The 13,384-nt window shown below is 33.4% G+C and carries 14 protein-coding genes; 4 read left to right on the top strand and 10 right to left on the bottom strand.

The window, feature by feature from the left end; translation table 11 throughout:
* Positions 1-27: 27 nt before the first annotated feature.
* Genes H8K90_RS02805 through H8K90_RS02795 form a run of 3 tightly spaced genes read right to left on the bottom strand, consistent with a single transcriptional unit; the run spans position 28 to position 3,693 of the window.
* Positions 28-717 (bottom strand): glycosyltransferase family 2 protein, encoded by a 690-nt coding sequence (locus tag H8K90_RS02805; RefSeq protein WP_186844414.1) that lies wholly within the window; start codon positions 715-717, stop codon positions 28-30.
* A 32-nt stretch (positions 718-749) separates the two neighbouring features.
* Entirely contained in the window at positions 750-2,330 is a 1,581-nt protein-coding gene (locus tag H8K90_RS02800; protein WP_186844413.1) for a 4Fe-4S binding protein, read from the bottom strand.
* Between the two features lie 13 nt (positions 2,331-2,343).
* Positions 2,344-3,693, bottom strand: a complete 1,350-nt coding sequence (locus H8K90_RS02795; protein ID WP_186844412.1) for an NAD(P)/FAD-dependent oxidoreductase — start codon at positions 3,691-3,693, stop codon at positions 2,344-2,346.
* 93 nt (positions 3,694-3,786) lie between these two features.
* On the opposite strand from H8K90_RS02795, the gene H8K90_RS02790 reads away from it, so the two are divergent.
* From H8K90_RS02790 to H8K90_RS02775, 4 genes are all read left to right on the top strand, one after another.
* Positions 3,787-4,794, top strand: a complete 1,008-nt coding sequence (locus H8K90_RS02790) for a glycoside hydrolase family 113 (protein WP_186844411.1) — start codon at positions 3,787-3,789, stop codon at positions 4,792-4,794.
* A gap of 204 nt (positions 4,795-4,998) precedes the next feature.
* Positions 4,999-6,204, top strand: coding sequence for a POTRA domain-containing protein (locus tag H8K90_RS02785; protein WP_186845249.1), 1,206 nt, complete (start codon positions 4,999-5,001; stop codon positions 6,202-6,204).
* A gap of 78 nt (positions 6,205-6,282) precedes the next feature.
* Positions 6,283-7,014, top strand: coding sequence for a metallophosphoesterase family protein (locus H8K90_RS02780; RefSeq protein ID WP_186844410.1), 732 nt, complete (start codon positions 6,283-6,285; stop codon positions 7,012-7,014).
* Between the two features lie 3 nt (positions 7,015-7,017).
* Entirely contained in the window at positions 7,018-7,476 is a 459-nt protein-coding gene (locus tag H8K90_RS02775; RefSeq protein WP_186844409.1) for a hypothetical protein, read from the top strand.
* Here H8K90_RS02775 and H8K90_RS02770 read toward each other — a convergent pair whose 3' ends face one another.
* From H8K90_RS02770 to H8K90_RS02740, 7 genes are all read right to left on the bottom strand, one after another.
* Entirely contained in the window at positions 7,477-8,268 is a 792-nt protein-coding gene (locus H8K90_RS02770) for a TIGR04283 family arsenosugar biosynthesis glycosyltransferase (RefSeq protein WP_186844408.1), read from the bottom strand.
* Positions 8,269-8,365: 97 nt separating this feature from the next.
* The gene (locus H8K90_RS02765) at positions 8,366-9,292 is read right to left on the bottom strand and encodes a DUF547 domain-containing protein (protein ID WP_186844407.1); all 927 of its coding nucleotides are present in this window, start codon (positions 9,290-9,292) and stop codon (positions 8,366-8,368) included.
* Positions 9,293-9,297: 5 nt separating this feature from the next.
* Positions 9,298-10,206 (bottom strand): sterol desaturase family protein, encoded by a 909-nt coding sequence (locus H8K90_RS02760; protein ID WP_186844406.1) that lies wholly within the window; start codon positions 10,204-10,206, stop codon positions 9,298-9,300.
* A gap of 205 nt (positions 10,207-10,411) precedes the next feature.
* Positions 10,412-11,380 (bottom strand): arsenosugar biosynthesis arsenite methyltransferase ArsM, encoded by a 969-nt coding sequence (arsM, locus tag H8K90_RS02755; RefSeq protein ID WP_186844405.1) that lies wholly within the window; start codon positions 11,378-11,380, stop codon positions 10,412-10,414.
* A gap of 76 nt (positions 11,381-11,456) precedes the next feature.
* On the bottom strand, positions 11,457-12,269 hold the full coding sequence (locus H8K90_RS02750; protein WP_186844404.1) for a purine-nucleoside phosphorylase: 813 nt from the start codon (positions 12,267-12,269) through the stop codon (positions 11,457-11,459).
* A gap of 13 nt (positions 12,270-12,282) precedes the next feature.
* Positions 12,283-12,891, bottom strand: coding sequence for a TIGR04282 family arsenosugar biosynthesis glycosyltransferase (locus H8K90_RS02745; RefSeq protein ID WP_186844403.1), 609 nt, complete (start codon positions 12,889-12,891; stop codon positions 12,283-12,285).
* Positions 12,884-13,375, bottom strand: a complete 492-nt coding sequence (locus H8K90_RS02740) for a rhodanese-like domain-containing protein (RefSeq protein ID WP_186844402.1) — start codon at positions 13,373-13,375, stop codon at positions 12,884-12,886. Before H8K90_RS02740 ends, H8K90_RS02745 begins: the two co-directional genes overlap by 8 nt.
* Positions 13,376-13,384: the final 9 nt, after the last annotated feature.

Raw genomic sequence — 13,384 nt, 5'->3', positions numbered from 1 at the left:
TTACAATAATTGTATACTGAAGGTAAATCACTTAAAACTATATTTAAAAATCCATGTCAAGATTTTTATGCCTGCAAAGATAGCACCTTTTATCGTTCCTGAAACTTTTGAGACGCCAATTCTGTTTCTATAATTAACAGGAATTTCTTTATAGCTTAATTTTTGCTTCAAGGCTTTTAGCTGCATCTCTACGGTCCAACCATAGGTTTTGTCTTCCATTTTAAGCCCCAATAGCTTATCATATTTAATAGCTCTAAATGGACCTAAATCAGTAAATGTGGATCTAAAAAAGATTCTCATTAAGCTAGTTGCTAGCCAATTACCAAAAATTTGTGGCTTAGTCATAGAGCCATCTTCACGAAGTTCTTTTACACGTGCACCAACAACAAAATCAATATTGTCTTCTAGTATTGGTTCAACTATTTTTGTTAATTCTTCAGGATAATCACTATAATCTCCGTCCAAAAAAACGACTATGTCTGGTTTATTTTTTTGTTCGGCAATATATTCCATACCTTTTAAACAAGCATATCCATAACCTTTTTGCTTTTCAACTAAAACCGTTGCACCAGCATTCTTAGCATTAATTTCTGTGTTGTCTGTTGAGTTGTTACTTACAACAATAACTTCATCTACAATAGATGGAATGTCTTTTATAACAAGAGGGATAGACTCCGCTTCGTTATAAGCAGGAATGATAACTTTTATATTGGGCATTTAGTTAGTTTGAAGGTGCAAAAGTAAACTTCTTATTTCTGATTTACCAAATCCATAAGGTCAACATCATTTCCTAATAAAATTTCAGTCGGATTAATACGACCTTTTTCTGGGCCATTTTCTAATTTTAAAACACCTCTTGGACACACAGCACTGCAAATACCGCATCCAACACAACTCGATCGGATAATGTTTTCACCTTTTTGCGCATAGGCTCTTACATCAATACCTTGCTCACAATAGGTAGAACAATTTCCGCAAGAAATACACTGTCCTCCATTAGTTGTAATTCTAAATCTTGATTTAAAACGTTGTACAAAGCCTAAATATGCAGCAAGTGGACAACCAAAACGACACCAGACACGATTTCCAAAAATAGGGTAGAAGCCAGTACCAATTACGCCTGCGAAAATAGAACCGATTATAAGGCTATAAATATTTTGCACGGTTGAAGTTTGAATACCCAAAACAGTTCCAGATTCTGTAAAGAAACTATATAAGGTCATGCCAGTCATTACAACGACAAATACCAAAACGGCATGGATTAAATACCGTTCTACCTTCCATGCAAATAAGGATTTATCCGAATGTTGTCTGTAAGGATCACCAAGAGTTTCTGCCAAGCCACCACAGCCGCAAACCCAAGAACAGTACCAGCGTTTGCCAAAGAAATACACCATAACTGGTACAATAATTAAAGTCAAAACAATTCCCCAAACCAAAATAAAAATTCCGATACCTCCATTGTTGATGAGGTTCTTTAAATTCCACTGAAAAAAGAAATCGTAATCTAACGGGAATGCATTTTTAAAATCGTAATACGGCATTTGCAGTCTTACCATTATTTCTGGGATTAGAAACGCAAATACAATCTGAAAAAATAAGACTGAAGTGGTTCTAAAAACCTGATAAATATTATGACGATATTTAATATACATACGTACAGCCATAACTGTCATCACTACACAGTACATAAAACCATATACAAACCAATGACCAGCAGGATTTCCACTTAATGCTTCACTAATAGGATCGACTAAAAGTGTCCAATTAGTAGCATATTCCGAAGCAAAATAAAGCACCAAATAAAACGACACCAAAAAAATGAAAACCATCCAGCCAATCCAACCACGATTTGTGGCACTTTCATGATAAATACCATCATTTTTTATGCCTTTTGCCCCAAGCAAAATAACGTTAGGTAAAATAAACATTAGAGCGCCAATGATGCCTAATCCAAAGGTTAAAAACCACACCAATCCTTTGTTATTCGCAATAAAGCCATTGGCAGATGTTTTACCAATCATTGCTGCCATATCGCTAGACTTGGTGTATATTTTTTTATCCCATTCCTTATTTTTAGTATGTGCTTCATTAGCATTAGAAATAGCCTTAGAAATTTTTGGAGATAAGGTTTGCATCCCATTAAAATCCTTGCCAACAACTTCAGATTTAAGTTCATTGATAAAAACCTCGCTTTTAATATTCTGATTGCTTATTATGGTATTAAAATCAGTTTCGTTTAGGTTAAAGGTTCCTAAAAGCGGTAAGGCTGTGAAAATGCCTAACCCAATTAAGAAAATAACCAATCCTATATGTTTAATTGCTTTCATAAATCTATTTCAATTAGGCTTTGCTAAAAATGCGTTTCCAGCTTTTTTTATGTGTTGTAAGATTGGTGTTAAATTCGGTGTTGAATTGTTTTATAATATCACTTTCATAAGCTTTATAAAATTCAGGATCAAAATTGGCATCCTTGAGATAACTCATTACATGGTTGACATCTCTTTTTTCCGTAAGCCATCGGTCAAAAATTTCGTGACGCATTCGTATTCCGAAGGTATTTATGCCTAAAAATTCATTGGTGTCTTTATGAAAAGCGACTGTAATACAAATGTCCTCTTTTGGGTGTTTCCAATGAAAATGTTGTTCATAATCTGGTCGTCCTTTACTGCCATGAACCCAACCGTAAGTCTGATATTCGATATCTAAAAATTTAGCAGAATTAAACCAATGGCCTGGTTTGTATGCAATTCGGTTGCCGCAAATGGTTTGTGCTAAAGTCTCGCCCATCATACGACCTGTGTACCAAACGGCTTCAATCGGTCTTCGGTTTCCAATGGCTTCATGTTGCTCAGCACAATCACCAATAGCATATACATCTGGTATATTGGTTTCAAGAAAACGATTCACTTTTACACCACGACCTGTTTCAATTTCAGAATCTTTAATAAAATCAATATTTGGTGACACTCCTGCTGTTAAGCCTACCACGTTACAAGTGAGTTCTTCGCTAGTTTCTTCAATAATTACAGATTTAACGTTTCCGTTTTCGTCCGATTTTATTTCTTTCAAATTGGTTGAAAGTCTTAAATCTATATGATGATGCTTTATATGTTCGTTTATCATTTGGCTTTCTCCTTCTGGCAAAACACCATTCCAAAAACTAGATTCACGCACTAAAAAGGTCACAGGAATCTTTCTGGAATTTAGCATTTCAGCAAGTTCAATTCCAATTAATCCACCACCTACAATCACGGCACGTTTACAAACTTCTTTACTAGGTGCTAGTTTTTCAAGATTTTCTAGGTCTTGTTTGTGGTACATGCCCAAAACACCGTTTAAATCTTGTCCTGGCCAACCAAATTTGTTAGGTTTACTTCCTGTTGCAATCACTAATTTGTCATATTGCAGAGTATCACCATCCGCAAAATGCAAGGTTTTAGATTTGGTTTCAACCGTTTTTATGTAGCCTTTTTTCAGTTCTATTCTATTCTTTTTCCAAAACCAGTTTTCGTAAGGTTGGGTGTGCTCAAACTTCATGTGTCCCATATAAACATACATCAAGGCTGTTCGCGAGAAGAAGTAATCGGTTTCGGCAGAAACAATGGTAATTTTTTTATCAGATAATTTTCGGATATGCCTAGCGAGTGTAACGCCAGAAATTCCATTACCAATAATAACAATATGCTCCATAAATTTTAGTTAGTTACCCTTAAGTCGAAGGTTTTTTAAAAACCTTAACAGCGATAAATGAATTTCCTTTAAATTTAGGCATAAATTTATAGTATGAGATATTTTTGCTATGCTCTTTTAGTTTTCATTTTGGTAGGTTGTGCTGCGACTAAGTATGTACCTTCAAAAATTAATGGAGTAAGTTTTGTAGCAGCTGGTAATGCCGTAGATAGCACGCATACGCAACCTGTGGCAAATATTTATGCTAATGCTGCTGCAGTAATGCCCTTTGGGTTTATTAGAGATAAGAGTCATCCTGAAATTATACATAGCACAAATCGTCAGTGGTTTGGTGAAACCAAAGCTGGAGTAAAACAATATATTGAAGCATTGAGAAAGCACGATATGGCTATTATGATTAAGCCACAATTGTGGTTAAGACATGGCGAGTTTACAGGTTTTTTAAAAATGGAATCTGAAGCTAATTGGAAAATTTTAGAAGAGACGTACTCTAGTTTTATTTTAAAATTTGCTGAACTAGCCCAAGAGACAAATGCGGAAGTATTTTGTATTGGTACAGAGCTCGAGGAATTTATTAAAAACAGACCAGATTATTGGCACAATCTAATTAAAGAAATTAGAACCATTTACAAAGGCAAACTAACTTATGCTGCCAATTGGGATGAGTTTTGGCGTACATCATTTTGGGCAGAACTAGATTATATTGGTATAGATGCTTACTTTCCTGTTAGTGACATGCAAACTCCAACGGTAGAAGACTGTATAAAAGGTTGGGAAAAGCACAAACCAGGTTTAAAGGAATTTTCAGAAACGTTAGATAGACCAATTCTGTTTACAGAATTCGGTTACCGAAGTGTGGATTATACAGGTAAAGAACCTTGGAGATACGACCGTTCTATGACTTCTGTGAATCTCGAAGCTCAGAATAATGCCACACAAGCTTTATTCAATGCCGTTTGGAAAGAAGATTGGTTTGCTGGTGGTTACTTATGGAAATGGTTTATCGATCATGATAGGGTTGGTGGTTTAGAGAATAATCAGTTTACTCCTCAAAATAAGCCTGTTGAAGAAATTATTAAAGCCCATTATAAAGTTAATTAATGAATATTTAAGTGGAAATACAAACAAAGCTTATGTAATTTATTATTTAACTATTCGTCTAAAGGTGAAATTTATAAAAAATATCGATTTTTAAATTCACGCCTTTTGAGAAAGTTTCGACTTAATATTCATTCATCTTTAAAACAAAATATTTTATTTTTTCTATTATTTGTTGTGACTTTTAGTTAGGCTCAAGACAAAACTATTTCCGAAGTCATTATAGAAGGTAATAAGCGTACGAAGACAAGTTTTTTAAAGCGTTTAGCCTTCGTTAAGGAAGGATCAGTTTTAGATTCTAGTAAAATCATTTCAGATGTGAGACGATTTAAATTATTGCCTTCAGTAGCAAGTGCAACGTACAGTATTAATGATGTAGAAATAGATAGAGTAAAAATAATCTACACAGTTGTTGAAAATTTTGCCATTATTCCTGGGCTAAATGTTTCTCAAGATAATAACGATGACATAGCATATCGTACATCAATTTTTGATTTTAATTTTCTTGGACAAAATCAAATTATAGGAGGCTTTTATAGCAAAAATGTCTTTAATTCTTATGGTGTATTTTGGGAAGCGCCTAATCTATTTAATCGTAAATTGGGTATTGGTATAAATTATCAGAATAATATTTTACAAGAACCTATATTTCTAGACAATAACAAAGATGTGAATTATAAATATAATAGTAAAGCCTTTGAGATACGTGCTATGTACGAGCACAACTTTAAAAACCGCTTTGAGTTAGGTATTAATTTAGCAAATGAAGACTATGACTATTTAGAAGGGGATTTAAATGCTGAAATCCCTGAACAATTAGGAGTAAAAAGGATTTCTGTTGTTGGTGAATATGAGTTTAATAATATTACTAATTCTTATCAGTATGTTGAGGGTTTTAGGAGCATTTTTACATATAGCTTTACTTTAAACTCAAAAGGGGATAACAATCTATTAAAGAATTTTTTTATTGGTAGAAATGACTTCGAATATTTTAAGCGTATTGGTACTAAAGGTAATTGGGCAAACCGATTACGTATAGGTTATGCCACAAATAGCAGTACACCGTTTGCCCCTTTTGCATTAGATAATCAGTTGAATATTAGGGGCGTGGGAAATACTGTAGATCGTGGAACGGCATCAATAGTCTTAAACACAGAATATAGGCAAACGTTATTAGAAAAAGGTTGGTTTGCAATGCAAGCAAATGCGTTTGTAGATGCAGGTACTTGGCAAGAACCAAATGGCAGTATAGATGATTTAATTACAGGAGAGTCTGCTACAGTTTTTTCTGGTTTGGGTCTGCGTTTTATACATAAAAGAATTTTTAATGCGGTTTTTAGAATAGATTATGGTTTTAGTTTAGGCAAGAAAGCCAATAATGGTATAGTATTTGGAATTGGTCAATATTTTTAATTTAGACTATGTCAATGTCTAATTATAGTTATATAGTATATTTTTAAAATTAACTTTGTTGATAAAAACAAAATTAAAATGAGAACACTAGCCATTGGCGATATACATGGAGGATTACAAGCATTAATACAAATTGTGGAACGTGCAAAAATAACACCTGATGATCAACTCATTTTTGTAGGAGATTATGTAGATGGTTGGAGTGAATCAGCACAAGTTATTCAGTACTTAATAGAATTATCTAAAACCAACGAATGTATTTTTATAAAAGGCAATCACGATGTGTGGTGCGAGCAATGGTTGGCGTTTGGAGATATAAATGATGTATGGTACCAACATGGTGGTAAAGAAACCATAGAGAGTTATAATAGTTTTTCAAAAGACGATAAACAAAAGCATCTCGATTTTTTTGAAGCTATGCCTTTATATCACCTTGATGAGAAGCATAGATTGTTTTTGCATGCAGGTTTTACGTCGATGCATGGAGTGGAAAAAGAAGTAAATAAACAAATATTTTATTATGACAGAACCCTTTGGGAAATGGCTTTAACCATGGATAAACGTATTGATAAAGATTCTGTAATTTACCCAAATCGATTAAAACATTACAAAGAAATTTATATTGGTCATACTCCAACTATAAATTTTGGTAAAATGGAACCAATGAATGCTATAAACGTTTGGAATGTGGATACTGGTGCTGCTTTTACTGGTAAAGTATCTGCTATCGATATTGAAACTAAAGAAGTTTTTCAAAGTGATGCATTACCTATGTTGTATCCCAATGAAATGGGAAGGAATAAGAGGTAGCCTATGAAAATTATTCAATTTTTGTTAATTCTGTTTTTGCTTTGTAGTTGTCAAAATGGTATAACAGAGGATAATTATAAAATCCTAGATTTAGATTTTGCAAGAGAACAAATAAAAAATTTTCCTCTTGCCGAAGGAAAAACTAAAACCTTTTTAGATGATTCTGAAGTTAGTTTGACCATAGAAAATTTAGAGACAAGTTTAAAAAGTTATAATAATAAAATGAAAGATAAGAGTAACAAGATAGATATTGATGATTATAGATTTTTTATTATTCCTATGCTTACAGATAATAATGAAAAAGAAATTCTTATTTATTCATATAGATTTCAGCCGCAAAATGATTGGTATGAACTAAGAGATTGGTTTATGGTATTTGATGGAGGGAATAATTATTTTAGGACAATTATTAATTTAACTAAAAAATCCGCAGGCCGAATAAAACCTAATGGTGAAGCATAACTAACACAGATGCTTCCTGTAATAAGCACATAAATCATCTGCAGAAGCACCAAACCATTTTCTTACATAGATACTCCAATAAAGATATTGAAGTTTCCAAATACCATGTTTTCTATACATCCGAGCTGAAGTTGTTAGTTTTTTATTTATCACAACAAATTCATTTCGATTATAGAGTTCGTTAATCAAAATATTGTCTTCATATATAGCATAATGTTCATCATAACCACCAATTTCATCAAATAGAGCACGAGTTATAAATTGACTTTGGTCACCACCTCTGCAAGCACGCCAAGAGAATTGGGTTAACCAACTTGCTAAACGTAACCACCAATGATTACTGTCAAACTGCATTCTAAAGCAGCCAGCATTGTTTCCTTTTTTAACTTCATTTATAATTAATGTATCATAACGTTGCGGTGGGAATGAATCGGCATGAAGAAAATACAAAATCTCTCCTTTAGCATGTTTTGCACCAAGATTCATTTGTTTGGCTCTTCCTTTTTCTGAAGAAAATAGTTTAATGTCAGTTCGAGTGAAATTCCTTTTTTGGAATTTTGTATCGAGAACTTTTAGGTAAGCTTCTCGATATAATTCTTCACTTTGTTCAGAATCACTCGAAGTGACGAAACCACTAACAATTTTCTGTGTCCCATCAGTGCTACCTCCATCCACAACTATAATTTCTGAAATAGACGCTAACGACGCATTGTCAATTAAATGAAAGAGTACATCTTTAATTGTTTTGGCTTCGTTTAAAACGGGTATTATTATAGAAATCTGGTGCTTCATGCTTTGTCATGCTGAATTTATTTCAGCATCATTAATATAATGAGATTCTGAAACAAGTTCAGACATCGCAGTTTCGACGTAGTCAATGACAGTTTATCTATTCATTCAAATCCCAATTGTAATCTTTATAACTCTTTTTGGCAGAGTCTGAAATTATAACTGTTGAATATTGATTTAAAAAATCTATTAAACTTCCTTCTTGTTCAAAATCTTTCTTAAACCATTTAAAGATTTTTGACAATTTAAGGTTGTTTTGAGAGATGTCGTTTTTAGTAGAGTCTGCTAAAAATTCTTTAGTTGCATTACTAAGCTGTTCTTCTAAATTTGAAGCAGTAAAAGCTTCATTTTGAATTTTTGGACAAGAAACAGAAGCGCAAACAATAGCAAAATGAATTCTTGGTTCGTCCATTTTACGTAAAATATTATGCTCAATATCATTGAGGTTTAACCACTTATGTCCAAATTGCCATAGGCGTTGATCCCAAGGATCTTTAATGTCTTTTATGCTTTTTGTAGGATAATTTCTTAGAATTAAATCTATTGTTAATGCATTATAGGCGTTAATCCAATAGGCGAGTAGTTCGTCTTTTGACCTCTCGGTTTTTGAATTAACTTTTTCATATGAGATTTGAAGTACTTTTATATATCCTAAAAGCTTACTATGGTCTTTTTTGAAACCATTATAATTTACATTACCATTTTCTGAAACGTACAATTCTAATAACTCATTCCATAGTTGGTGTTCAGTTAAGGTTCTTTTAGATAAATTTTGGTGAAAGTCTGTTTTAGTAGTGTCTAGACTACTTGTTTCAGGCTCTTTCTTAACTACAATTATAAAATCACCTTTAGTTAAAGATGCAATTGAATCTTGAGTTTTTTTAACTTTAGGTGCTTCAACCACATCAGAAACTTCAGTTACAATAGCAACTTCATTTGTTGATTCTGGTTGCGATTCAGCTATTTTTTTTGTGCCGTAACACGATGAAATAAAAAGTAATAGAATTAAAACAAAAGAGTATTTCATGGTAATTAGTTCGATTTATCAGACGCCTGCTTTTTTGAGAATGCAGGATACAATTCCTGACTCACAAAATCCTTAGGAAATGTTTCATCACCTTCAAAACCTAATTCAATATCTCTGCCATCATATGGTACAAAATTGGTTTTAAAGATGTAATCCCAAAAACTTAATGTTAGTCCGAAATTAACACCATACCTTACATGTTCTGGTAAACCCTTAGCGTGATGCCAAATGTGCATCTTCGGATTATTGAAAATGTATTTTAAAAACCCATAATCCCAACCTAAGTTAGCATGGTTGAGGTGGCCAATTGCAATAGTAAAGAAATACACAATAGCAAAGTCATGAGCGTCAAAACCACCTATAATTGCAATAGGAATATACAAGAGAGATTTGTACACCACAGGTTCCATCCAATGGTAGCGTAAATGTGCAGCAAAGCCCATTTCTTTTACAGAGTGATGCACTTTGTGGAAATTCCATAGCCATTCAAAACGATGTAATAAGCGATGTGTATTCCATTGTACAAAATCTGAAACAATGAAGAAGATTAAAAGTCCTGACCATTTTGGTAATTTACCCAAGTCAAACAACTGAAAACTAGAAACCGACAAGCCAACAACTCCCAACATGTCATTAAATAATTCTGAAACAGTATTAGATAATGCTATCAGCACAATAAGGTTGAGCAGAAAGAAATTAAAGAACATATAAAAGGTGTCTAACCAAAAATCCTTTCTAAAAATAGCTTGACCTTTACGCCAAGGGAAAGCAATTTCTAATATCCAAACCGCAAGTGAAATGATAATAAGACCATAAAAAAAGTTATCCCAATGATTAATGTCAATGAGTTCATATTTCAGATAATTCCAATAATCTGAATAGGATTTTTTTATGATGTCTATGTATTTTTCCATCTCATACTTCTGCGAATGCAGAAGTTTTTTTTTTTTTTTGTCATTCCTGCGAAAGCAGGAATCTATTATTAATTATCAGTCAGGTTGAGCGCCTGTCTGCCGACAGGCAGACAGGCGAAACCTAAATAGCTTATTTATTTTACTAAAGATAACATATCAATTTTATTTAATGAGATTCCTGCGAAAGCAGGAATGATAGCACTATTTAACAACAACCTCCACCATCATAATGAAACGTAGATTCTGAAAAATAAATATCATCTCTGCCCAAAGCTTGTAACGCTCCAGCTGTTTTATCACAAATTGCTAAAGGTTGATTTTTTAATAAAACATGCCCAGCTTTGTCATCAAAATAATCTTCGTCACCATAATAGATGGCTGCTTTACCAGTAAAAACACATGGTCCATCTGCTGGCATTGGGTCTTTAATAGCTGCAACTTCTATAGATTCGATATAGATTAATTCGTCTGTTGGATAATTTTTAGGATCTAAAATTCGGTAAGGTTTACGTGCTCTAATTTCAATAGTCCCAAAACCAGCATCTGTTAATGCTTTTACGTATTCTGCAATAGGTAAACTTCCACTTAAACAAAGTGCTCGCAGTCTATCATCATTACGCAATGCGTCATTCATTGGTTGCTCACACGTTGGATCACTCATTACCAAACGGCCATGTGGTTTTAATACACGATACATTTCGGCAATAGCTTTCTTTAAATCATCTGCTTTAAAAATATTGAATAAGCAATTCTGAGCCGCCACATCAATGCTATTGTCTTCAACTGGAAGATTCATGGCATCTCCTTTTTTAAGCTCAACAAATTCAGACTTAAACCAATCGTTTTGTTCTTCAGCTTCTTTAAAGTTTTTGCGAGACGCTTCAAGCATTTCATCAACCACATCTACACCAATAACACCACCTTTTTGTCTGTTGAAATACGAAAATTGTAACAATTCCATGCCACCACCAACACCAACGTATAGCATTTTAGGATTATTGGTTAAATCGCGTGCATGGACTGTAGAACCACAACCGTAGTTCATCTCTTGCATTATTCTTGGAATTTTTAATCCTGGTAATTCCCAAATCGGATTTGTGGTACAGCATAAACCAACATCTGGTGTTAGTGCTGCTTCTTTGTATAGGGTGTTTGTGGCTTCTAAGTAACTCATTTTTATTAGTATTTAGTATAAAGTGTTAAGTATGAAGTAGTATGGTAACGAATTACTCTACACTTCATACTTTACACTAGATACTTTTTATCAATTCTTTAAATAACGTAATCATATCAGGCTCAGCCTTACCAGCCATAGCAATAATTTCTGCAATGTCAACTGGCTTTAAATTATCCGGATCGCATTCGTCAGTTAAAACCGAAACTGCTGCTGCTTTTAATCCTAAGTGGTTTGCAACAATAATCTCTGGTACTGTACTCATACCAACAGCATCTGCACCAATAGTTTTTAACATTCGGTATTCTGCTCTGGTTTCAAGTTGAGGTCCAACAACTGAAGCGTAAACTCCTTCGTGTAATGTAATGTTGTTTTTATTGGCGATGCTTTTGAATTTAGAATTGATTTCTAAATCATAAGGTGCACTCATATCTGCAAATCGTTCGCCTAATTCGGAAACTCCTTTAAATGCTAATGGTGAACCTCCTTGAAGATTAATATGATCATCAATGAGCATTAATTCTCCTTTTTTGAAATCTAAATTAACAGCACCTGCAGCATTAGAAACCAATAAGGTTTTAATCCCTAATTTTTCCATAATACGGACAGGAAAAGTAACATCCTGCAACGTATAACCTTCATAAACATGAAAACGCCCTTGCATAACCACCACTTTTTTTCCTTCTAAAACTCCATAAATTAATTTGCCTTTATGAAACTCTACCGTTGCGGTTGGGAAATTTGGAATGTGGTTATAACTTGCTTCGGCAATGATTTCAATTTCATTAATAAGTTTCCCTAAGCCAGTACCAAGTATGATACCAACCTCTGGGTTTTCAAAACCTTTACTTTGCAAATATTCGGTGCTTTCTTTTATTTGTTTAATCATTGAGTTGTTGTATTTATTCTTGTAATTTTTTATTCGATTTATAGAAATCTGAAGCAATTAAATCTTCATACGTATCAATATCATTTAACGTCTCTAAGGTACTCACTGTAACCTTATTGTTGTGTAACTCTTGTAACGTTTGTTCTAATAAATTAGACTGACTCCAGGGTTTATTAGTAAAAATTGAGGAGTACATTTTAGATAAACCAACTAAATAATAACCACCATCTTCTGCAGGTCCGAAAACCACATCACTAGAGGCTAAAGCTTCAATGCCTTTTTTAATATGAGTTGAATTTATATCTGGTAAATCAGATCCAATTAACACAATTCGTTTGTAACCAGATTCAAAACCATCTTTAAAAGCATTGAGCATGCGTTCGCCTAAATCGGCACCACTTTGAACGGTTTTAAATTCATTTTGCCACTTCGTATCCACAACAGCATTAGAAAAATAAATGCGTTTATCAATGTCTAATGCTTCAGTTGCTTTTTCGGTTATTTTCACTAGTTCTGAATACACTTCAAACGCACCAAAATCTCCAATAGTTTTAGCTAATCTGGTTTTTACAGTTCCTAATTTTATGTTTTTAACAAACACAATTACAAGTGCATCAGTCATAGATTTTATTTCCTTTTAAAAGCCATTGGCTCCATTCTTTTGAGAAGGCATGAACATCGTCAGTTTCACCTTTATCATTGTAAATTTTGAAGTCGTTATTCTTCCATTCAAAAATACCACCAAATAAATTAAAAACATTGGTGTAGCCAGCTTTTTCAAGTTGTTCGGCAATGTCTTCAGATCGAATGCCTAAAGAACAATACACAACTATAGTTGTTGATTTGTCTGTAATTTGATTGGTAACGGTTTCAATTTTAAAATCATCATAACCAACATGAATTGCATTCTGAATATGACTCGTTTCAAATTCTATAAGCTCTCTAGAATCCAATAAAATGGCTTCCGTTTTTGGCATGGCCAATTCGTGTACAGAGATGTAAGGCACACTTTCAGTATTGTGTTTTTTCAACAGTTCTGAAATAGAACTTTGAGCGAGACAAATGCTCGAAAAAAATAAGAATATATATAGCGTTTGTTTTTTCATATTTTTAGT

The sequence above is a fragment of the Winogradskyella echinorum genome (assembly GCF_014297365.1).
Classification (GTDB): domain Bacteria; phylum Bacteroidota; class Bacteroidia; order Flavobacteriales; family Flavobacteriaceae; genus Winogradskyella; species Winogradskyella echinorum.
The sequence above is the reverse complement of the archived record's forward strand: the minus strand, read 5'-3'. Positions and strand labels throughout refer to the sequence as shown.